Origin of the sequence: Peribacillus asahii (assembly GCF_003570725.1) — a bacterium.
Taxonomy (GTDB): Bacteria; Bacillota; Bacilli; order Bacillales; family DSM-1321; genus Peribacillus; species Peribacillus asahii.
The window spans coordinates 25429-48270 of sequence record NZ_QWVS01000028.1 but is presented as its reverse complement, the minus strand read 5'-3'; the positions used below and the strand labels follow the sequence as shown (position 1 = coordinate 48270).

The following is a 22842-nucleotide window of genomic DNA, read 5'->3' as shown; positions in this document are numbered from 1 at the left end:
GTACATGTTAACAATCAGCAAAGATATAAAACGAAGAGATTTACCCGATCATATTCAGGAAGGATTAACCCCTTTTTCTACAGTGCAAATTAAAGGAATGATTTTTGCTTATACCTTCCTTCTTCTTGATTTTCTTATTATCATGCCACTTCTTTTTCCGGTTATCAAACCGATTCTTTATGTAACATTTCCTTTAATGGCCATGATTAATATTTGGGCAATCGCGCTTCTGATTAGAAAACCAGAAAAAACCGAAATGGCATCCCTTTTATTTATAGGTGGTTTAGGCATCATCGGATCATTTTGTTACTTTATGTTAATTCTTAAGTATTCGTATATGTTAGGATTTGCATCACCAATTTATTATGTAATCTGGTTTATGATTTATGCAGTGTTGATTTATTTTTTTGTGCGTCAACAAATAAAAAAATATTCGTCTTTGGAAAAACAATCAGAGAAGAAAACACCGGCTTGGCAGTATACCTTGGTAAGTATATCAGTACCAGCAGGATATATTGTGGCACAATATGTAATGAGCTTTTCTCAATCAATCCTCCTTTCGATTATGATGTTGGTCTATTGGGTTTTTTGCATCTTTTTTATTTTTATAATGGCTAGGTCGTTTCATAAATATTTTTTTATTAAGAAAAACATGCATGTAGCGTACTTTGCCAACAAAGAACTGTATCGGAAAGTAAGAGGATTGGATTGAGAGAATGAAAATGTAGGTTGAAAAATGTGAATAAAAAGTGAGGATATAACATGAAGCAGAAATTATTACCTAATGGTTCGATTGTAGTACTAGAAGGTGGGAATATAAAGTTAATGATTTATGGGAGAAAACAAATTCTGATTACGGAAGATAATGAACAAGGAACGATGTATGATTATTTAGCTGTCCCTTATCCAGAAGGCTATATATCACCAGAGTATACGTATGTGTTTAATCATGCTAATATCGCGGAAGTCATCTTTGAAGGTTTTTCTAATGAAGAAGAGGAAGAATTCCAAACTGTATTGGAGCAGGTTAAACAATAGTATCCATTCGATATAAAACGAAAAGGTGAGTTACAACTCGCCTTTTTATTTTGATAATACTTTAAAAATTAGGTAGTTTATATATGTTGAAAATACCACAACATAAAAGATTTAATCAGTTACCAGAACATATTCAAGACCAGTTACAGCCTTTACCTGTTTATCAGATTAAATTTGTTATTGCAGGTGGTACATTTTTATTGCTGGATGCTTTTGTTCTTATCCCTTTGCTTTTTCCGTATATGAAGGCTTTCCTGTATGTCATTTTACCTTTATTAGCAGGAATAAGTATATGGGCGATCTGGCTTTTGTGTAAGAAAGTAGAAGATATAGAATTAGATTCTGTATTATTTAGTGGATATTTAGGTGTAGTTGGTGCCATTAGCTATTTTCTCATGGGTCTAAAGTACTCCTATATAGGTGGAATCCAATCACCCATCTATTATATTGTGATGTGTGTATTATTTCTCGCGACAGTCTATTTTTCTATTCTTCAGCAATATAAAAAATATGATTCGATTGAAAAACGACCAAAGAAGAACACACCAGCTTGGCAATATACATTGGTCCGTGTTTCCGTTCCTGTAGGATATATTATTGCTCAATACATAATGGGACTTTCTCCAACCTTAGTTCTTGTTGTCATGACTATTGTTTGGTATGGTTTTTCTTATCTTTTTATTTGGATACTAGCGAAATCTTTTCATAAATACTTTTTTATAAAAGAAAATATTCACCTTGTTTATTTTGTTAATAAGAAATTGGGGAGAAAAGCAAGAGGAGCGGATTGAAGGAATGGAAGGCAATCAAAATTCATTCCTGTGCCCATTTTCGATAAAGGAATCCTATCAATTGAATGTTGATAAATTCGCTTCAAGAAAACATTAACTTTGAAGAAACACCTCTTTTTCTAGTAAAATAAGAAAAACCAAATTTTTCTAGAGGTGTATATGATGAGATGGAGAAAAGCAATGCTAACATTAGGAATTTGTTCCACCTTATTACTTGGAGCTTGTTCTAGTAAAGAAGAAAGTCATGATAATCATTCAAATCATACGGAACATACAGATTCAGGTGATATTCGTGAAGAAACAAGCGGGATCGAACAAATCCCTGAATTTCTAGCAGATAAATCAGAAGATATGCAGACAATCTATGTAGCTGCTGCTAAACATCAAAAGCTATTAGAACAAATTCCTTGTTACTGTGGATGCGGAGAATCGGCCAATCACAAAAACAATTATGACTGTTTTGTGTTTGAAAACAAAGAAAGCGGAGCGGTTGTCTGGGATGACCATGGGACTAAATGTGGTGTCTGTTTAGAAATTGCCGCTCAGGCAGTAGTTGATTTTAACAACGGAAAAAAGGTAAAAGAAATACGAGGGGCGATTGATCAGCAATATGAGAAAGGATATGCAAAGCCAACGAATACTCCGGAAGTGTAAAATTTTATTGGTAATTTAATGAAAAAATGTATTGAAAAAGAAGAAAAAACAATGTAACATAGGTACATCATAAATCGAAAGGGTGACCATAGGGCGATGATTAACTAATCCTGTTTTAAAGAATAGATTCGTTATACAATACGAAGTTATTTTTGAATGGGATTAGTCTGTACTTTTAAAAAATCATCGAAGTTGTAGTACATGATGTACTACGTCTTTTTCCATGGTTTTAGACGACCTCCTATCCAAAAATAACGGATGGGAGGTTTTTTGCTGTCTCTCATAATCATAAATCGAAAAGGGGAATGTTATGTCACAATTATTGAAAAGTCGATTTGTTCAAGCCATTTTTCTATCCGCTTTGTTTCTTCAAATAGGCATCTGGGTGAGGAATTTTGCGATTTTGTTATTTATTATGGAAAAAACAAATGGAAATGCTTTTGCTGTTTCCATGATCTCTGTCGCTGAGTTTGCTCCGATTTTTATTTTTTCTTTTATTGGCGGGACATTTGCGGATCGTTGGCGGCCAAAAAGAACGATGGTATGGTGTGATATATTAAGTGCTATTTCGGTTTTTGCGGTAGTACTCACGCTGGTGTTTGGTTCTTGGCATATTGTCTTTTTTGCTACATTGATTTCGTCGATTTTATCGCAGTTTTCTCAGCCATCTGGGATGAAGCTATTTAAGATGCATTTAAGCCCGGAATTGCTGCAGTCAGCGATGTCGATTTACCAAACCATTTTTGCGGTCTTTATGGTGCTTGGGCCTGTTCTTGGTACGATGATTTTTCAACAATTTGGAATTGTTGTATCGATGATTGTTACAGGAATAGCCTTTCTTCTTTCTGCAGTGATGCTTCTATTCATTCCAGCTGACCATAAAACAGAGAATAAACAGAAAGCTACAACCTTACTTGAAGAGATGGAAAGCGGCATTCGTTATGTTCTTGCTAAAAAGGAATTGAAGCTACTTGGAATTTGTTTTATGGCTGCAGGACTTGCAATTGGACTTATTCAACCTTTAGTCGTTTTTCTTGTAACAGAACGATTAGAGTTAGCAAAAGAAAATTTACAATGGCTGTTAATGGTGAATGGAATCGGAATGATTTTGGGAGGAGCGGCTTCTGTTATATTCTCTAAATCTCTTCTTCCGCAAAAGCTTTTAGTAATCGGGATGCTAGCCAATGCAATTGGGATGAGTGTGATTGGTTTTTCAACAGACCTTACATTAACTCTTGTCGCTGAATTTGTGAACGGATTTTTCCTCCCATGTATTCAAGTCGGTATTAATACGATGATTTTACAAAACACAAAATCAGAGTTTATTGGAAGAGTGAACGGTACGTTAAGTCCGCTTTTCTCTGGAGCGATGGTGTTAACAATGAGTATTGCTGGTATTTTAAAAGAAATGTTTTCAATTATTATGATTTTTGAAGTAGCAGCGATTTTATTTATTATCGGGCTTTTGTTTATTCTGCCACTCTATAACATGCAAGCATCAGAGCATGTTGAAGGAGTGCTATCAAAAGAGTAAAATCTTGACTTATTATAAGAGTCATGGTAATTTAGTTTCGGATAACAATAGTATTAGACATATTATCTAAACGCCATATTGGTGCTTCCATGTGGAAGAGAATAGGGAAATCGGTAAGACGATGCGGAGCCCGCCACTGTAGTTGAGGAGTCGCTGTCATATCCACCGGGATTATTTCTGGGAAGGAGACAGACTGACGTTGAATCAGAGCCAGGAGACCTGCCAGTATTGGATGTTCTGAGATTTGGCAAATTCTCAGCCTATTTAGGCTGGGAATTTTTTATGTCTAAAAATTGGAGGGATTAGTGTGAATAAGTTAAGTGAAGCAGAAAAAAATGGAGTGTATAAAGCGATTTTTAATCGAAGAGATATTCGTACCTTTTTACAAACACCGATTCCGGATGAAACATTATATAAACTATTAGAAGCGGCTCACAGTGGCCCATCAGTTGGATTTATGCAGCCATGGAATTTTATCATTATCAAAGATGACGAAACAAAGAAAAAACTAGCTGCCATCGTTGAAAAAGAACGACGCGCGCTTGCGATTCATTATGAAGGAACGGATCGCGAGTTAACCTTTTTAGATTTGAAAATTGCCGGAATTCTTGAAGCGCCTGTTACCATTTGTGTGACATGCAACCCATTCAGTGCCGGTGACCATGTATTAGGAAGAAACTCAATCCCTGAAACGGATTTAATGTCCACAAGCTGTGCCATCCAAAATATGTGGCTTGCTGCTTATGCAGAAGGACTAGCAATGGGTTGGGTAAGCTTTTATAAAAAAGCCGATGTTCGAACGATTTTAGGTATTCCATATCATGTGGATCCAGTCGCTTTACTTTCCGTTGGTTATACGGAAAATTACCCTGACCGACCTTTGTTAGAAATTCATAATTGGGAGAAACGACAACGGTTGGATGGGTTGGTTTTTGAGGGAGAGTGGGGAGAGCGGTCTAAATAAGTACAAAAATATGCATCTTGTTTTACAAGATGCATATTTTTATTAACGAAATAAAATATTTACATAAATTCCAAGTTTAAAAAGGATATATTTTCCATAAGGTATGTTAATATAAAGTATATTCTAAATAATCAGAAATGGGGTGTTCGTATGAACATACAAGATTCAATTGCCATTGTAACAGGGGGAGCTTCCGGTCTTGGGAAGGCAACGGTACAACATATTGTGGAGAAAGGCGGAAAGGCCGTCATTCTTGATCTTTTTGAAGAGAATGGTGCGCAGCTTGCTAAGCAATATGGAGAGTCTGTTTTGTTTGTGAAAACCGATGTAACGAAGGAAGAGGATGTACAAAGAGCTGTCGATCAAGCTGTTCAGCAATTTGGTCAGATTAATACTGTTGTCAATTGTGCGGGAATTGCTATTGCAAAAAAGGTTTTAAGTCGCAGAGGAGTTCATGAATTGGAAGCGTTCTCAAAAGTGATTTCTGTTAATTTAATTGGCACGTTTAATGTGATTCGTTTAGCTGCAGAGAAAATGGCTCAAAATGAAGCAAATGAATCGGGAGAAAGAGGAGTTATTATTAACACTGCTTCAGTTGCCGCTTTTGAAGGTCAAATTGGACAAGCTGCATACAGTGCTTCAAAAGGCGGAGTTGCTGGGATGACGCTTCCGCTTGCCCGTGAATTTGCTTCAAATGGCATTCGTGTTGTGTCCATTGCTCCAGGTTTATTCCACACACCGATGGTCGATGCACTTCCGGAAGAAGCGATGATTGCTTTAGGAAAAACAGTGCCATTTCCAGCTCGTCTCGGTTATCCAGAAGAGTATGCGAAACTAGTAGAAAGCATTATGACGAATCCGATGCTCAATGGAGAAACCATTCGTTTAGATGGCGCGATTCGCCTGCAGCCGTAAACAAAATAGACTATGCTGCCCAAAGGGGGACTGACTGTTGAAGCATCTATATTTAACAGATGATCATGCTATTTTTCGTCAATCACTGCGTAAGTTTTTAGAAAAAGAGGCTGTTCCTTTTTATGAACAGTGGGAAGAAGATCGAATCATTCCACGTTCATTTTGGAAAAAGCTCGGTGAACAAGGCTTCTTAGCTCCAGATTTACCAGAAAAGTATGGTGGTTCAGGTGTGGATTGGGGCTTTTCTGTTGTGGTCAACGAAGAACTTGAACGAGTTGGTTCGAGTTTAATTGGAGTGGGACTTCATAACGATATCGTTGTGCCGTATATTTCTGCTTATGGAACCGAAGCGCAAAAATCTCGTTGGCTGCCAAAATGTACGACGGGAGAATGTATTACTGCAATTGCGATGACGGAGCCGGGAGCAGGATCGGATCTTGCCAGTATTAAAACAACAGCTGTCTTAGATGGCGATCATTATGTTGTGAATGGACAAAAAACATTTATTACAAATGGGATTCATGCGGATTTAGTAATCGTCGCTTGTAAAACGGATCCGAATGCAGTTCCTAAGCATAAAGGGATTAGCTTGTTAGCGATTGAAAGAGATACGCCAGGTTTTTCAAGAGGCAGAAAATTAAACAAAGTCGGTCTACATAGTCAAGATACAGCAGAGTTAATATTCGAAGATTGTCGTGTGCCAAAAGAAAATTTAATTGGTGTAGAAGGCAAAGGTTTTACTTATTTAATGGAGAAATTACAGCAGGAGCGGCTTGTTGTTGCAATTTGTGCGCAAGCAGCATCAGAGGATATGCTCCAAGAAACGATTGAATATGTGAAAAGTCGCGAAGCGTTTGGAAAATCCATTAGCAAGTTTCAAAATACCCAATTTAAAATCGCTGAAATGGCAACAGAAATTAAAATGGGAAGAGCTTTTCTCGACCAATTAATTGCAAAGCATATCGCTGGTGAACAAGTAGTAACCGAGGTATCTATGGCTAAATGGAAATTAACAGAGATGGCTCGAAACATTTCAACTGTCTGTATGCAACTTCACGGTGGATATGGATATATGGAAGAATATAAGATTGCTAGACGCTATCGAGATATTCCTGTTGCCAGTATCTATGCTGGGACAAATGAGATTATGAAAACAATCATTGCCAAAAATCTAGGGTTATAACAGAACAGAGGGGGAAGTAGTATGCGCGAAGTGGTCATTGTTGAAGGAATACGTACACCAGTCGGGAGAAGAAATGGGGTTTTGAGAGATATTCGTCCAGATGATTTAGCCGCAGAAGTGTTGAAGAAGTTAGTGGAGAAGACAGGTATTGATGCAGCGATAATCGAGGATGTCATTCTCGGTTGTGTCTCACAAGCAGGAGAGCAAGCGGGTGATATTGCGCGCGTTGCTTCGTTAATTGCGGGATATCCAATTGAAGTTCCAGGTGTAACGCTGGACCGCCAATGCGGATCGAGTCAACAAGCTGTTCACTTTGCTGCTCAAGCGATTCTTGCTGGCGATATGGATGTAATAGTTGCAGGTGGAGTAGAAAATATGTCACGCGTACCAATCGGTTCGAACTACCAAGGTGCTAAACGAAGTCAAAAATATTTAGACAAGTATGAAGTGATTCATCAAGGGCTTTCTGCGGAGCGAATTGCTGAGAAATGGGGAATCACCCGCGAAGAATGTGACCAATTATCTGTAGAAAGTCATGAGCGCGCTCTTCGTGCACAACGTGAAGGATATTTTGAACGAGAAATCATCCCGATTGTTGGAAGCGATAAAGAAGGAAATCTAATCGAAGTGAAGGAAGATTCCGGTCCACGACCAGGAACGACGCTTGAAGTGTTAGCGGGATTAAAAACGGTGTTTAAAGAAGATGGTGTTATTCATGCGGGAAATTCAAGCCAAATTAGTGATGGTGCAGCTGCGTTACTTTTAATGGAACGAAAGAAAGCAGAGGAGCTTGGCTTAAAGCCTCGTTTTAAAGTACACACTCGTGTTGTTGTTGGTTCAGATCCAACCCTGATGTTAACGGGTCCGATTCCAGCAACTCAGAAAGTATTAGAGAAATCAGGACTTTCCATAGACGATATCGATGTGTTTGAAGTGAATGAAGCATTTGCGCCCGTTGTGTTAGCTTGGTTAAAAGAAACAGGAGCAGATTCGAAGAAGGTAAATCCAAATGGTGGAGCAATTGCACTTGGTCATCCGCTTGGCGGAAGCGGTGCTCGTTTAATGGTGACGCTTATGCATGAACTAGAACGTACAGGTGGAAGATATGGGCTGCAAACAATGTGTGAAGGCCACGGTATGGCGAATGCAACGATTATTGAAAGACTAGATTGATCATTTATTTATATTGAAGGAGGGAAAAAAGATATGTCCAAAACGATTAGTGAGATTTTCGAAAAGACAGTAAACACATTCCCTAACAAAGAAGCACTATACGATGTCAGAAGAAATAGACGCTTCACCTTCAAAGAATGGAACAATCAAGTAGATGCCTTGGCTAGAGCTTTAAAGAATGAAGGAGTTAAAAAGGGAGATCGGGTGTCAACGTATCTCTATAATAATGAAGAGTTAGCAACCGCTCTGTTTGCTTGTGCTAAAATTGGAGCGGTATTTAATCCAATTAATTTTCGTCTAATGGCCGAGGAAGTTGCTTATATTCTACAAGATGCCGAGCCAAAAGTAGTCTTATTTGAACAATCGTTAGAATCGGTTGTTTCTGCATTAGAAGAGCGTTTTCCAACAATAGCATTTTGGTATATTGACGAGGATACTCCGTCCTATGCAGCCAATTATCATGAAAAACTATCATCAGCCCCAAATCTAGTGCTAGATGAAACAGTAACAGAAGACGATTGGTATGCGATTATGTATACGAGTGGAACGACTGGAAGGCCAAAAGGAGTTGTTCATCTTCATAAAGAGATGGTTATCCAAAGCGATATTTTATCCAAGGCACAAAAGTTAGACAGTGATGATGTAGGCTTAATTACAGCTCCAATGTTTCATTGTGCTGAGTTGCATTGTGCTTTTTTGCCGAGAATTCAGGCCGGCACTAAAAATGTCATTTTACATCAATTTAAGCCGACAATGGTATTAGAATTGGTTGAAAAAGAAAAAATTTCAAAGCTTTTTGCCGCTCCAACGATGTGGAATATGCTGCTGCAGGAAGAGTTATCAAAGTATGATTTACGCAGCTTAAAAATAGGTTTATATGGTGCAACTCCAATGGCACCAACGCTTGTACTCGCTTGTCAAGAAAAGCTAGGTATCCAGCTTGTTCAAGCATATGGAATGACAGAAATGGGGCCAGCGATTACATTGCTGCTCGAAGATGACCAAGTAAGAAAAGCAGGCTCAGCAGGTCAAGTCTGTTCTGAACATGAACTGATTATTGTGCGGCCGAATGAAGATGGGCCTTCAGATCCTGATGACCGACTTCCTCTAGGAGAAAACGGCGAAATTCTAGTGAAAGGTCCTTGTATGATGAAGGGATATTTTCAACGAGAAGAAACAACCGAAAAAGCGCTTTATAAAGGGTGGTATCATTCTGGTGATATTGGCTATTTAGATGAAGAAGGTTTCTTATATGTCAAAGACCGCGTGGACGATATGATTATTTCAGGCGGTGAAAATGTTTATCCGCGTGAAGTAGAAGATACACTATATGAACATAGCGATGTCCTTGATTGTGCAGTCATTGGATTACCTGATGAGCACTATGGAGAAACGGTTGTAGCCTTTGTTGTGTCTAAAAATTCATTGTTAACCGATAGTGAATTAGAAAATTGGTGTAAAAATAGCGATACATTAGCTAATTATAAGCGACCACGCAAATATATTTTCTGTGATGCTCTACCGCGGAATGCGAGCGGAAAAATTCAAAAGTTTGTGCTGCGGAAGCAATTAGATGAACTGTTTGCTGAATAGAATCATAATTAGTTAACTAGACGAGGGGGACGCAATAGGTCGTTACATAACGATGCTTTTGAGTCGCCCTTGTCTTATTAAACCTGAAGTATACTTATCCTATTTTTAGCACCATATTAATTGGAGGTGATAGAGGTGAATAAGAAAAACAATCAACAATAACCAAATAAGGATTTGAAAGAGATTTTCGGCTTCGGATAGGGCGTGGCTTATGCCACGTTAACTATCCGACATATGTTCAGCTAAACATGTACAAAAAAGTACTAATATAATGCCCTTATTTTCCTTAAATCTTTTAACATATGTTATCGTTATCATGAGGTGAAAGATTGGGCGGACGTAAAACATGGTAGGGGATATGTGTACGCCATTCAGTACCAGATTGTATTGTATGGTGCGTCAAATATCGCCATAAAGATTAAAAGGTGTCTCTGCAAGATGACTATTTAAAGAGTTTCCGAGCTTAAAAGAGAAACTGTGGGGTGGTCATTTGTGGAATCCTCGTTACTTTGTCGCAACCGTAAGTGAAAATACAGAACAACAGATACGCCAATACATTCATAATCAACAAAAGAAATAGCGAAAGGAGCTGAATCTAGATGGCAACACCAACATACGTGATGACTTTGCCTTTAAAAGTTGAAACATGGCAAGAACACATCTTAGAAAAACGCTTAAACATTGGGCGAAATATCTACAATGCCTGTCTAGGTGAAGCATGGCGTAGATATAAATACATGATACGAAATCCCGGGTATTGGCAAGTGGTTCGTATGCCGAAAGGGCAAGAACGCAATCAACTTCTGAATCAATTAAAAGAACAATACGGCGTTCGTAAATTCGACTTAAATATGTACGTTCAAGGAATGGGGCGTAAGTTTAAGCAAAACATGGGTTCTCAAATGGCTCAGAATATCGCTGAACGAGCATTTCAAGCAATTGAGAAAGTCATGTATGGGAACGGTAAGAAAGTACATTTTTGTTCAGTAGGTCAGTTTTTTTCGTTAGAAGAAAAGACAAACAAGACTGGTTTTCGTTATTTTCCCCAAAACAAACGCATGGAATGGTTAGGGGTGATCCTGCCTGTTATGATGAAAGATCAAGACACATACGCACATCTTGCGCTTCAAGATAAAATCAAATATTGCCGACTTTTAAAAAAGCAAATTCGTGGTAAAAATCGTTACTTCGTTCAATTTGTATTAGAAGGTTTTCCGCCAAAGAAACGTAATCAAAACTATTCCGAGGATAAAAACGCTCGTGTTGGATTAGATATTGGCACATCCACGCTCGCCATTGTTTCAGAAAATGAAGTGAAGCTGCTTGAGCTGGCAGAAGGTTTGTCCGTAGAAGAACGCAAAAAACGTATCTTACAACGTAAATTAAATCGTCAGCGTAGAGTGAACAACCCTAACAAATACAATGAAGACGGCACAATCAATAAATCAAATCGAGAGAAATGGATTCAAAGTGAAAATTACAAGAAAACTCGAAAAGAATTAGCGGAAGTGAGCCGAAAGGTAGCTGATAAGAGAAGACTTGCGCACAACCAACTAGCAAACCATATTCTGTCGTTAGGTTTGGATGTCCGAGTTGAAACAATGAACTTCAAAGGGCTTCAAGCAAAAGCAAAGAAAACAGAGGTTAGTGAAAAGACTGGACGGTACAAACGGAAAAAACGTTTTGGAAAGTCATTAGCGAATCGTGCGCCATCGATGCTTCTTTCGATTATCGACAACAAACTAAAATATTTCGGCTTATTCCTAAAGCGGATTGACACCGCTAAAGTAAAAGCCAGTCAATTTGAACACTTCACGCAAACTTACGTGAAGAAAAAACTCTCAAAACGTTGGAACCACTTCGAACAAGGTGATGTTCAACGTGATTTGTATAGTGCCTTTCTAATCATGAATACAAAAGATAATCTATGCGAGATAGATGTTAGACGAGCAAATGAAACATGGAACCACTTCTTTGATAAACACGAACAGGAAATAGAACGAATGAAATATTTGAATAAGAAACAATTAAGTAGTATCGGTTTGTAAAACTTCGATACAAAAGGGTTTTGAACCGAGCCCACAGGGCGATAATGGTAACAATCGTTGCCTTGCCCATGAAAGTCTAAGGGAAATAGCTTAGTGGCTGATGTCAGCCGAAAACGAGTTTTCGGTCATTCAGACGAAGGCTGAATGAAAGTACCTTAGAACCTCGTGACTTTAGTCATGAGAGGTTCAGAAAGGTTGTGTACTATGCAAGAACAGTTAAATTATTTAATAGAACATTATGGATATTTAGGAGTAACGGGTGTTTTAATAGCTGGAATAGTTGGCGTACCGCTTCCTGATGAAGTTATACTTACATATGTTGGCTATAATGTATCTAAAGGGGAAATGTCCTATATATTAGCCTTAATTTGTGTGTTTATTGGAGCAATCGCAGGAATTTCTATTAGTTTTCAGCTGGGAAATAAATTAGGTTTGCCGTTTATACGTAAATTTGGTCCTAGGTTTCATTTAACAGAAAAAAGAATTCATACAACCGAAAAGCTATTCAATAAGTTTGGCCCTTATTTATTGTTTATTGGTTATTTTATTCCTGGTGTTCGGCACATAACAGCTTATCTTGCTGGTATTAACTCTTTATCATTTAGAAAATTTGCTTTATATGCTTACTCTGGCGCTATTGTATGGGGCTTCACTTTTGTTACTTTAGGTAGAGAACTAGGGGGGAATTGGCATAAGGTCGAATTTTATATGTCTCAATACAGCATTTATTTTATTTCTTTAGTTCTCATGATTTTATTATTCGTTATATATGTGTATTGGAGAAAGGGATTAATAAAATAACAATAAAATCATTTTTTATTTGGCTGCTAGGAGTACTATGAATTATTCTATCATTTATAATTTTTAAATGTTTTCAATAAAAAATAGTGAGAGAAGATAAGTAATCTGAAAATGGTAAACATCACCATGGTATAATAGATATATTCGACAAATATAGAAGGTGAAAAATAATGAAGTTTATAACAGCTCGAAAAAATGGACAATCTTTTGTAGGTGTTTTAGATGCTTCAGAGACATTGGTGTTACCATTAACAAAGAAAGAAAATGGATTTGATTTTCCTCAAAGCATGATTGAATGTATTGAATTAGGAGATGAATTTGTCAAGCAAGCAGAGAGAGTATTACAACAAGCAAGTCAATCTGATTTTCTTGAGCTTGATGCAGTTGAGCTGTTAGCTCCCATCCCTCGTCCTCGAAAAAACATCTTTTGTGTCGGAAAAAATTACCGAGAACATGTCATTGAAATGGGAAGTAAGGATGATATTCCTGAACATGTGATGGTGTTTACAAAAGCGCCAACTACTGTAATTGCTTCTGGAGCACCGATTTTATCTCATCAAGAGGTAACTGAACAGCTGGATTATGAAGGAGAGCTAGCCGTTATTATTGGAAAAGAAGGGAAAGCGATTACGAAAGAAGAAGCGTTAGATTATATATTTGGTTATACAATCTTAAATGATGTCACAGCGCGAGATTTGCAGTCGCGCCATAAACAATTTTTTATCGGAAAAAGTTTGGATACTACTTGCCCTTTAGGTCCATGCATTGTGCACAAATCAGTTATTACAGATCCGAGTGCTTTGCAGATTGAAACAAAAGTAAATGGAGAAGTTCGGCAATCTTCGGAAAAAGAAAAAATGATTTTTCCGATTTCTGAGATTATTTCTGTGCTATCACAAGGAATGACCCTTGAACCGGGAGATATTATTGCAACAGGCACACCATCAGGGGTAGGAAAAGGTTTCAATCCACCGCGCTTTTTACGAGCTGGCGATGAAATTGAAATTACCATTGATCAAATTGGTGTGTTAAAGAACACCGTTGCCAATTTGTAAGGGTGCTGTATACATAATGAATGAAACCCACCATCAATGGTGGGTTTCATTCATTTGCGTAAAAGAGCCGTGAATTTGTTAGTTTTAAAAGAATATAACATAAATTATTTCTTTGTCTTTACTATGGCAGGTCTGCCGACTGAATAATAATCAAGGTTATATTTAGAAACTACCTTCAAAGGATAACAATTTCGACCATCAAATATTACTGGATTATGCATCAATTTTTCATATTTTTCTAGTGAGAATTCTTTTACTTCATCCCAATCAGTCGTAATAAAAACCATGTCTGTATTTGTAATAGCTTCTTCAATAGATTGAGCGTAATGAATCTTTTCGCCTAATATCTTCTTTGTCTCTTCTAGGGCTAATGGGTCGTAAGCTGTAACAAATGCTTCTTCCGTAACTAGCTCGGAAGCGATATCAATAGCAATTGATCCGCGGACATCATTTGTATTTGGTTTAAAGGCTAATCCCAAGATTGCAATTTTTTTATTCTTTAAGTGACCAAAATGTTGCTTTGCTTTATGAATTAATACATATCTTTGGCGTTTATTTACTTTTATGACGGATTCTAAAATTTCAAGTGGTTGCTCTACTTCAGTGGCTTTTTGAAGTAAAGCATGAGTATCTTTAGGAAAGCAAGAACCTCCAAATCCAATTCCTGCTTGTAAGAATGGAGTACCGATTCGTAAATCTAGCCCCATTCCATAGGCTACTTCTTCTATATTAGCACCAACCTTTTCACATAAGTTTGCAATTTCGTTTATAAAGCTTATTTTAGTTGCTAAAAAAGCATTGGAGCTATATTTAATCATTTCTGCGCTTAAGATATCTGTTTTAACAATAGTAGTGTCAAAAGGTCTATTGATTTCTTCGATAATAGCTGCTGCTTTTTCACAATCTGCTCCAATAACAATCCGATCAGCAGAAAAGGTATCATAAATAGCAGCACCTTCTCTCAAAAACTCGGGATTAGACACCATTTCAACATGAACTGCATGTATTAAATTTTTTTCAATTAATTGCTTAATTAATTTATTGGTGCCAACTGGAACCGTACTTTTCGTGACGACGATTACTTCTTGCTTCGTCACATGCTCACCAATGGTTTTTGCGGCCTCTTCTATATATGTAAGATTAATGTCTCCATTTTCATTAGTAGGTGTTCCAACTGTAATATAAATAATCTCTGCATCGACTAATGCTTCTTTTGGATTAGATGTAAAAAGTAATAGGCCTGTGTCAAGATTCTTTTTCAATAAATCATTCAAATCAGGTTCATAAAAAGGAGATATTCCTTTATTCATTAATGCAATATTCTTTTGATCAATATCATAACATACAACTTGATGACCTATTTCTGCTAGGGTTACACCAGTTACCAGTCCTACATGGCCTGTGCCGACAATTGTTATATTTCTCATAGCTATTTCCTCTCAAAACCTTGTATTCTGCAATGTATCAGGGATTCACAAGTAATACCCTTTCTCACGTCTTTAAGAATAACACAATCGAAAGGTGGGAGGGGAAGTATTCCCCGTCGCTTAGGGAAAATTTGTTTAATCATAAAAATAAACATAATTGGAAATTAATGTATATTCTCCTTTTAAAATTATATCAGAATAACTTTGTGATGGATGCTGATGTACATATTTACGTTCCTTTGAAATCTATATATTGTTTTTTTTATTGACATAAGAACAGTATTTAGTTTTTAAGGGTGGATTTTAAACAATTTATTTAGAAAAAGAGGGTTATTTATAATATGTAAATATGCCGTTTTTACTTTTTAAAAATTATATTGACGATAATAATTGTTCTCTACTATAATCTATATGTGAATGAAATTCATTATCAATAATATATGAATAGACGGGGGATATTATAGTGAGAAAAAAAGAATTATCAGCGATCTTTGCTAGTTTTTTAGTAGCAGGTACAGTTTTGACAGGTTGCAATACAAGTGAGACAAGTAATAATGCTAAAGAGGAAAAACAAGAACAAACTGAAAATAAAGAGGAGAAAAAGGAAAGTTCAGAAGCAGCAGAAGTGAATTATGCTCAAGTTTTCCAAGAAGCCGTTACTGAGTTGGAAAAAGCAAAAGAAGGCAAAGAGGTAGATTTTGATAAAGTAATTGAGCTTTATACGAATAATCTGCAAAAGCTAGCACAAGATAGAGATGCTGAGTTTGAAGATAAGGTTGATCAGCATATTACAACTGCCCTACAAGCAGGGAAAGATGGATCCATGGATCGGGTAGTTGTGAAGCAAATTTTTGATAAATTAATGCAAAAAGTATTTTATACAACTATGAAACATGAATTTATAGAAGTAGAAGAAAACTGGGATAATAAAGAAGCAGTAAAAGAAGAAGTAGAAGAAGCAAAAGAGTATTATGAAATCCTTCAATCTACAGTAGAAAAACGTGATGCTGCTAATGGAACGAAGATGGTTGATGTCATTGCCGGTGGATTTGCCGAGATTGACAAAGCTGTTGAAGCGAATGATCAATTAGGGTTCCAGCTTGGTAAGCAAGTAATCGATAAAACTTTGATTAAGACTTTCTATTTAGCTACAGGTAATATTCCAAACGGTTATGCCGCAAAAGCAGCCGAAGCAGCGAAGAAAGACAAAGAAGAAGCAAAAGTGGAACAAGCTGAAGGCTGGGCATTTTATCAGTCTATCTATGGGTATTTGAATGGGCATGCCCCGGAAGAAGCAGCTTTTATTCTACAACAATTTGATTTACAGAACGATGTAACAAAATTGGATCCTAAGCAAGTGAATAAGGCATTCGTTCGTGGATATGCAAAAATTGCTTTAGATGAATATAAAGAAAGCCAAGAATATTGGGGAGAAGATAAATCTCCTATCACTGCATTAGAAGGTGCTTTATTTATAGAAGTTATTGATAAAGATTTGAAAGATATGCTAGGAGAAGAAGCTTATAACAAACTTACTCAAACAGCACAACAATATCTTGAGGCAGCAAAAGCAAAAGATAAAAAAGCTGGTGAGCCATTAATCAAGGAGCTTCAAGAAACGTTACAAACAGTAGTGGAGCAAGCAAAATAAGTGTGACTGCACTAGGGGAAACCTTGTATAAACAAGGTTTTTTCCCGTGTGAAGTGTCTTTTAGATGAAATTCACCTCACTAAGTGAAGCCTCACTTTATGATAATGATTGAGGTGATACTATGAAAATTATTGTTACTGGCGGTGCAGGATTTATCGGAAGTCATCTCGCTAAAAGATTAATACGGGAAAATCATGAAGTATATGTAATAGATTGTCTTCATCCCTATTATTCAATTGAAAGAAAAAAGAAGCAATTAGAGCATATAGCGAGTTTTGGTTCGTTTCACTTTATCCAAAAAGACTTATTGGATCGAGAAGAGATAGAAGCTATATTCGAGCAAATCTCTCCAGATGCAGTTATTCATTTAGCAGCATTACCTGGTGTGGCGTATTCCATTGAACAACCTCTTACATATGTTGATTATGATATAAAGGCTACCATTAATGTTCTTGAGGCTTCCGGTAAAGCGGGGATTTCCAAGGTTGTATTTGCTTCTTCCTCTTCCGTTTATGGAAACCAACCCGGCCCTTTTACAGAAGAAATGGCGAATGGAAACGTCATTTCGCCCTATGCAGCATCCAAATTTTCAGCTGAATCTTTCTGTCGGGTTTATGAGCACTTATATGGGTTTCAGGTGAATATTTTAAGATTTTTTACGGTTTACGGTCCTTGGGGACGCCCGGATATGGCCATTGGGAGTTTTATCAAAAAATTATTGCGTGGCGAGGAAATAACAGTTTTCGGTGAGGGAAGGGAGCGAGATTTTACCTATATAGATGACATTATAAACGGTATTTATCTATCGCTAATGAATTTATCGGACAGTGAAGTTATTAATCTTGGCTCGGGAAGACCGATTTTAATGGAGGACCTTTTACATGAATTGAAGTTTCATTTTCCTAATATGAAAATGAAAAAGGAAATATCGCGTATTGGGGATGTAGTGAAAACCTGGGCAGATATAGGAAAAGCGCAACATCTGTTAGGATATGAACCAAAAGTTGACTTTCACCAAGGAATCGCTGAAACGGTAAAGTGGGCAAGAGAAAATGAAGGCATCCTTTAAAGGTAGAGTCAAACTAATAATAGCTGTGTTGATCCTTATAGGATTCATTGTCTTAACGCTGCATTACTTTGATGGTGAATATGTTTGGAATAGCTTGATCAAACTTTTTCACCATCCTTTTTTGATGGTATTGATCTTCATTGTGTATTGGATGTCTTTTTGTTTTAAAGCGATGGCTTGGAAGCTTTATTTACAAGGCAGAGCTCGTTTTTCAACATGTTTGTTGGGAATCTTATATAGTTTATTTGTTAATCACTTGATTCCCATTAAAATTGGGGATTTAGTTAGAATGAAAATTTTAAGCATGAGAGATTGTCATATAAAAAATGAGGAAGCCATTCATTCGGTTATTGTACTTCGAATACTCGATATGCTTTCTTTAATAGGAATTACATTGATTGGTTTATTAAGCTTAGAAGTAAGGTTTGTCATACCTTTTTGGACGATTATTCTTGGGATTGTAATCTGTAGCTTAACGTTATTGATTATGAAAAAATATGCCCGAGAATTTTTGAAGAGACATGTTTCTCTATTTAAACATGCTTTTTTAGGCAAAAATGGCTTCGTTATTATTTTCATGACAGTCATAAGCTGGACTTTAGAAGCTGGAGTTCTTTATTTTACAGTAATCGCCCTTTCAGGGGACCTATCGTTTTGGGAAGCTGTGTTTGCAAATAGTGTGACCATTGCAGGACAGGTTTTTCAGATTACTCCGGGTGGAATAGCTAATTATGAAAGTTTCCTTGTATTTGCTTTAAGCGTTGTAGGGTTTACTGTGAAGGATGGATATACGATTGCCATTTTGACGCATGCTATAAAATTCTTTTTTTCTTATTTAGTGGGTGCCGTTGCTTTTGTTAAATATCCTATCTCATTGAAAACAGTTAAAGAGTGGATCAAGGTAAGAGGGGTGACAGAAAAATGAAAAGTGCGTCTAAATTTGAAAAAGTAGCTGCACGTTGCTGGAATTTATTAAATGAGGGAAAACCCTTTACGCCAATATTTGTTTTTGGAACTTTTGTGTTGTTTCATGCTGCTGTTTTAGGATCGGTAGAAGGAATTCTAGATCTTTTAGGAGCATTTCTGTATGTGATTCCATTATTAATTCTCTTTTTTATTTATGATTTCCCACTGTTGTTAAGAAATTATTTATGGATTCCTTTTGTTGTTTTTTTAATTGTTTTTAAAGAAGTAAATATTGGACTGCTTTTATTTTCAGCAGCTCTATATTTCTTTTTTACGGTATTTTTTTGGGGAACCTTATATTATCACTTGAGAATAGGTACGTCTTGGCTTAATTTCACCCGCTTTTGGAAGCTCGTATTAAAAAATAGTGACTCTACAAGTGGAAATGCACAGGAACAATTGCCAAAGTTTTTATTAGTTTTATCGATTTGGGAAATGGTTTTTAAAACACATAGAGCCGGACAAGAAATCGAATTACTAAGTTTAGTTCTTTTTTATGTTTTTATCTTAGTTTTTGCGTACATACTTCATCGTAATTTATTTGACTGGAGACCAAAAATTTATAACAGCTATACAAAAAATAATTTTCCACAACCGAATGAAGCTCTCTCAAATAAAGTAGTTGTTATTGTAGTGGATGGAATGAGAAAGGAGCGTTTTTATGAAGCAGAAACTCCTTTTATGGATTCATTAAAACAAAACGGTACAGAATATACAAATATGGAAACGGTCTATCCTGCAAGAACCGTTGTATGCTTTAGCTCTATGTTCACAGGTACCTATCCATTTGAACATGGTATGACTTCTAATATGGTGTGGAAATTAGGAATTAAAGTAGAGAGTATTTTTGATTCATTAAGAAAGGTTGGGAAAAAGGGTAGACTTCTTGGAATCGCTCATTTGGTTGATTCGATGGGGAGTGATGTTGAAACAGTTACAGCAGTTATGCATAACGATAAAGCAGATCCTAACATCATGCAAAGGGCAAAGAAAATTATGAAAGAGCAAGACCCGGATTTGTTCATTGTTCAAATGATTGCTACAGATCAAACCGGTCATAGCCGAGGCGTTTTATATGATGAATATTTACAAAAAATCCATGAAGCAGACGTGTTAATAGAGGATTTTATATCTTGGCTTGAGAAAGAAGGTAAGATGGAGAATACGACCTTGTTTATTTGCGCCGATCATGGGCAAGCGGATGGAATTGGAGGACATGGACATTTAGATGAAGGTGAAAGATTTGTACCTTTTATTGTACATGGTCCAAATATTGAAAAAGGGAAAAAGGTTGAAGAAAAGCATAGTCTTGTTTCATTAGCGCCAACATTATCCTACTTGTTGGGAGCTCCTTTTCCTAGCCATAGCCGGGGAAAAGTATTATTAGATGCAATCATTAAGAAGAAAGAGGATTAAAGCGCATGAAGAAGCAGCGAGTTATTGTCTTTCTGCCTGCTTTTAATGAGGAAGAGTCAATTGGAGAAGTTATCAAAGGCATCCCCAGACATTTTCATAATCAGGTAGATGTTAAAGTTTTAATTATTGATGATGGGTCAAACGATCAGACCGTAAATGTGGCAAAAGAAGCGGGTGCTGATTATATTGTTAGTTTTGAAAAGAATCGTGGATTAGGAGCGGCTGTTCGAGCAGGGTTAAAAGAAAGCTATGAAAGAGGGGCGGATATTGCCGTTATGATTGATGCCGATGGAGAATATCCCGCGAGTGAAATTCCTAATTTATTGTTTCCTATTTTCCGAGGTGAAGCTGATTATACAATGGGCTCCCGTTTTTTAGGAACCATCAAAGGAATGAAGCTTCATCGTCGTTTGGGTAACTATTTCTTTACTTTCCTTCAATGTATTTTACTTCGAAAATTGATTTTTGATGGACAGTCAGGGATGAGGGCTTTTACAAGGCAGGCTCTGGAGCATGCTGAAATCGTACACGACTATAATTATGCACAAGTTTTAACTTTAAACCTTGTTAGAAAAGGTTTTCGAGTAAATGAAGTTCCTATTTCTTATCGAGTTCGCTCAACAGGAGAATCTTTTATTACGTTTAAAGGTTATCTTTCATCTGTTTTACCGGCAATATGGAAAGAGCTAAAAAGACCTATACAAAAGGTACATGTAGAGACGGATGCTCACAAGTTAGAAAATATGAATCATTATCAATTAAAAGAGAGACATAAAGGGAAAAGTGTATTAATTGCAAAATAGAAACGAACATAATCATGATGGATGCAGGAGGATTGTAAGATGAAAAGATTAGTATTTTGTTTCTTATTGATATTTGTTTTAAGTCATTTAATTTCATTACCTGCCAATGCCTACAGCTATGGAGATCCGAATGAAGAGGAACTAGCTAATGTTTATAAAGAAATGCTTATTGAATTAGATAAAAATCCTTCAGATTATGCAACAGCACAAAAGCATTTCGAAACTGTTAAAAAAGAGGTCGATATGCATATGGGGCCTGAGCCAGCCGAAATTATTCTGCAAAATTTAGAAGATGAAGATAAAGAAGAAACAATTAAGAATATGGAGAAGCTCCTTGTGTTGAATATTGCAAGACGTTTAGAAAATATTGAAAAGAATTTTACTGAATATGAAACGAGCAAGCGTCTGCTGGCAAAAGGATTTGCTACGTATGAAGCGTTATCTCCCAAGGTAGAAGCAAAAAATCCAGAATTGCATAAACAAATTGATGCAGAATTCGATAAAGCTCTAACTTCTTTAGGAAATCCGGGACTTTTTGGAGTAGGGGAAAAAGAAGCTGATCAAAAGGCTTTTACAGAAAGCAAAGAGAAAATATTATCTTCTCTTCAAAAAGAATTTAAGTTGAAGAGCTTAGAAGTGGGGCATTTCTCAGAAAGCGCTACTGAACCAGCTAGTCAAAAAAAGAAAGAATGGACGGATATTTCCAATTTACGAAATTGGATTCCGCTTGTATTAATCATCGGTGTAATTGCTGCTATAGTTATTGTTACTATACGCAAGAGATCTAGACGATAACAGTGTTTGTAGAATAAACAACTAGGGAAGAGGGGGAAGGCGTCTGTGGAGATACAAGCTTTATTAATTACCTTCCGTGAAGTGCTTGAAGCATTGCTTATCGTTGGGATCATTACAACATACTTAAAGAGAATGGACAATGGACAATATACAAAGTATGTTTGGTTGGGTGCAGGTCTTGCCGTTTTAGCAAGTGTAGGTGTGGCCATGTTATTCCAAGTCGTGTTAACAGGCTTTGCTTCAATGGGAAGTGAAATGTATTTAAAGATAAGCATCATGATTATTTCAACTCTGTTGTTAACTCAAATGGTCTTTTGGATGGCCAAGCATAGCAGGGATTTAAAAGGAAATATGCAAGGGAAAATGGACAGCTTTATCTCAACAGGAAACATTGTGGGTATGGTCATTCACTCATTTTTAGTCGTATTGCGTGAGGGAGTTGAAACTGTATTTTTCTTTGCTGCCATTACCGGTGGAAACATCGGCGCTGCTATGCAGGGCTGGGGTGCCATTACGGGGGTAGTTATTGCAGCAATTGTAGCTTATTTATTCTTTAAAGGAACGATGAAAGTGCGTCTTAGTACTTTCTTTAAGGTAACGGGTGTCTTCATTATCCTGATTGCAGCCGGGCTTCTAGTTCAAGCTATTTCAATGATGCAGGATCTGGAGATTATCGGAAGTGTAATTCCTCATTTATATGATATAACATGGTTTTTACCTGAGCATCCAATTGATTATGATCATTATTTGCGCGATCATGGGGTAGCACCATTGTTGTCAGGAGATATCGGTATTTTCCTTAAAGCATTATTTGGTTATTCTTCTATGCCATCTCTAGAAGAAGTCGTTGCTTATATTGGGTACTTTGTAGGCATTTATCTATTAACGTCTAATAAATCGGTAAAGAAAACAGAAAGTGCCGAGCAGATAGAGCGAATGGAAAAATAATATTATAAAATTCCTCTC

The 22842-nt window shown here is 36.7% G+C and carries 21 protein-coding genes, 1 pseudogene and 1 riboswitch; of the genes and pseudogenes, 21 read left to right on the top strand and 1 reads right to left on the bottom strand.

Going from position 1 to position 22842, the window contains the following annotated elements; all coding sequences use genetic code 11:
• The first annotated feature begins 4 nt into the window (after positions 1-4).
• The 14 genes and pseudogenes from D1953_RS14470 to D1953_RS14405 all read left to right on the top strand — a co-directional run bounded on the left by D1953_RS14470 (position 5) and on the right by D1953_RS14405 (position 13749).
• Positions 5-712 carry a hypothetical protein gene (locus D1953_RS14470; protein ID WP_119117899.1) on the top strand — a complete coding sequence of 236 codons (708 nt, stop codon included), beginning with the start codon at positions 5-7 and terminating at the stop codon, positions 710-712.
• Positions 713-762: 50 nt separating this feature from the next.
• On the top strand, positions 763-1038 hold the full coding sequence (locus D1953_RS14465) for a DUF4176 domain-containing protein (RefSeq protein WP_119117898.1): 276 nt from the start codon (positions 763-765) through the stop codon (positions 1036-1038).
• Between the two features lie 83 nt (positions 1039-1121).
• On the top strand, positions 1122-1829 hold the full coding sequence (locus D1953_RS14460) for a hypothetical protein (RefSeq protein ID WP_119117897.1): 708 nt from the start codon (positions 1122-1124) through the stop codon (positions 1827-1829).
• 180 nt (positions 1830-2009) lie between these two features.
• A complete protein-coding gene (locus tag D1953_RS14455; protein WP_245980161.1) occupies positions 2010-2483 on the top strand; it encodes a PCYCGC domain-containing protein in 474 nt (157 codons plus the stop codon).
• A gap of 310 nt (positions 2484-2793) precedes the next feature.
• On the top strand, positions 2794-4017 hold the full coding sequence (locus D1953_RS14450; RefSeq protein ID WP_119117895.1) for an MFS transporter: 1224 nt from the start codon (positions 2794-2796) through the stop codon (positions 4015-4017).
• Positions 4018-4079: 62 nt separating this feature from the next.
• A riboswitch (cobalamin riboswitch) is annotated at positions 4080-4258 on the top strand.
• Positions 4259-4324: 66 nt separating this feature from the next.
• Positions 4325-4981: a 5,6-dimethylbenzimidazole synthase gene (bluB, locus tag D1953_RS14445; protein WP_119117894.1), complete on the top strand. Its 657-nt coding sequence runs from the start codon at positions 4325-4327 to the stop codon at positions 4979-4981.
• A 150-nt stretch (positions 4982-5131) separates the two neighbouring features.
• Positions 5132-5896 carry a 3-hydroxyacyl-CoA dehydrogenase gene (locus D1953_RS14440; RefSeq protein WP_119117893.1) on the top strand — a complete coding sequence of 255 codons (765 nt, stop codon included), beginning with the start codon at positions 5132-5134 and terminating at the stop codon, positions 5894-5896.
• A 37-nt stretch (positions 5897-5933) separates the two neighbouring features.
• On the top strand, positions 5934-7079 hold the full coding sequence (locus D1953_RS14435; RefSeq protein WP_119117892.1) for an acyl-CoA dehydrogenase family protein: 1146 nt from the start codon (positions 5934-5936) through the stop codon (positions 7077-7079).
• 21 nt (positions 7080-7100) lie between these two features.
• On the top strand, positions 7101-8252 hold the full coding sequence (locus tag D1953_RS14430) for a thiolase family protein (protein WP_119117891.1): 1152 nt from the start codon (positions 7101-7103) through the stop codon (positions 8250-8252).
• A 33-nt stretch (positions 8253-8285) separates the two neighbouring features.
• Positions 8286-9845 (top strand): fatty acid--CoA ligase, encoded by a 1560-nt coding sequence (locus tag D1953_RS14425; RefSeq protein WP_119117890.1) that lies wholly within the window; start codon positions 8286-8288, stop codon positions 9843-9845.
• Between the two features lie 418 nt (positions 9846-10263).
• Positions 10264-10425 (top strand): annotated as a pseudogene (locus D1953_RS22200) (transposase); the annotation flags it as partial.
• Positions 10426-10444: 19 nt separating this feature from the next.
• Positions 10445-11893, top strand: coding sequence for a transposase (locus D1953_RS14415; RefSeq protein ID WP_119117889.1), 1449 nt, complete (start codon positions 10445-10447; stop codon positions 11891-11893).
• 204 nt (positions 11894-12097) lie between these two features.
• Complete coding sequence (locus tag D1953_RS14410) at positions 12098-12694, top strand: DedA family protein (protein ID WP_119117888.1); 597 nt, start codon at positions 12098-12100, stop codon at positions 12692-12694.
• A gap of 170 nt (positions 12695-12864) precedes the next feature.
• A complete protein-coding gene (locus tag D1953_RS14405) occupies positions 12865-13749 on the top strand; it encodes a fumarylacetoacetate hydrolase family protein (protein WP_119117887.1) in 885 nt (294 codons plus the stop codon).
• Positions 13750-13853: 104 nt separating this feature from the next.
• On the opposite strand, the gene D1953_RS14400 is transcribed toward D1953_RS14405, so the two are convergent.
• Positions 13854-15176 carry a UDP-glucose dehydrogenase family protein gene (locus D1953_RS14400; protein WP_119117886.1) on the bottom strand — a complete coding sequence of 441 codons (1323 nt, stop codon included), beginning with the start codon at positions 15174-15176 and terminating at the stop codon, positions 13854-13856.
• A gap of 463 nt (positions 15177-15639) precedes the next feature.
• On the opposite strand from D1953_RS14400, the gene D1953_RS14395 reads away from it, so the two are divergent.
• From D1953_RS14395 to D1953_RS14365, 7 genes are all read left to right on the top strand, one after another.
• Positions 15640-16827 carry a hypothetical protein gene (locus D1953_RS14395; protein WP_119117885.1) on the top strand — a complete coding sequence of 396 codons (1188 nt, stop codon included), beginning with the start codon at positions 15640-15642 and terminating at the stop codon, positions 16825-16827.
• Positions 16828-16948: 121 nt separating this feature from the next.
• Positions 16949-17896, top strand: a complete 948-nt coding sequence (locus tag D1953_RS14390; protein WP_119117884.1) for an SDR family NAD(P)-dependent oxidoreductase — start codon at positions 16949-16951, stop codon at positions 17894-17896.
• On the top strand, positions 17880-18821 hold the full coding sequence (locus D1953_RS14385; RefSeq protein ID WP_119117883.1) for a lysylphosphatidylglycerol synthase transmembrane domain-containing protein: 942 nt from the start codon (positions 17880-17882) through the stop codon (positions 18819-18821). Before D1953_RS14390 ends, D1953_RS14385 begins: the two co-directional genes overlap by 17 nt.
• Complete coding sequence (locus D1953_RS14380) at positions 18818-20278, top strand: alkaline phosphatase family protein (RefSeq protein ID WP_119117882.1); 1461 nt, start codon at positions 18818-18820, stop codon at positions 20276-20278. The genes D1953_RS14385 and D1953_RS14380 overlap by 4 nt, the downstream gene beginning before the upstream one ends.
• A 5-nt stretch (positions 20279-20283) precedes the next feature.
• A complete protein-coding gene (locus D1953_RS14375; RefSeq protein ID WP_119117881.1) occupies positions 20284-21081 on the top strand; it encodes a glycosyltransferase family 2 protein in 798 nt (265 codons plus the stop codon).
• Positions 21082-21120: 39 nt separating this feature from the next.
• Positions 21121-21876 (top strand): hypothetical protein, encoded by a 756-nt coding sequence (locus tag D1953_RS14370; protein WP_119117880.1) that lies wholly within the window; start codon positions 21121-21123, stop codon positions 21874-21876.
• Between the two features lie 45 nt (positions 21877-21921).
• Positions 21922-22824, top strand: coding sequence for an FTR1 family iron permease (locus D1953_RS14365; RefSeq protein ID WP_119117879.1), 903 nt, complete (start codon positions 21922-21924; stop codon positions 22822-22824).
• The last annotated feature ends 18 nt before the right edge of the window (positions 22825-22842 follow it).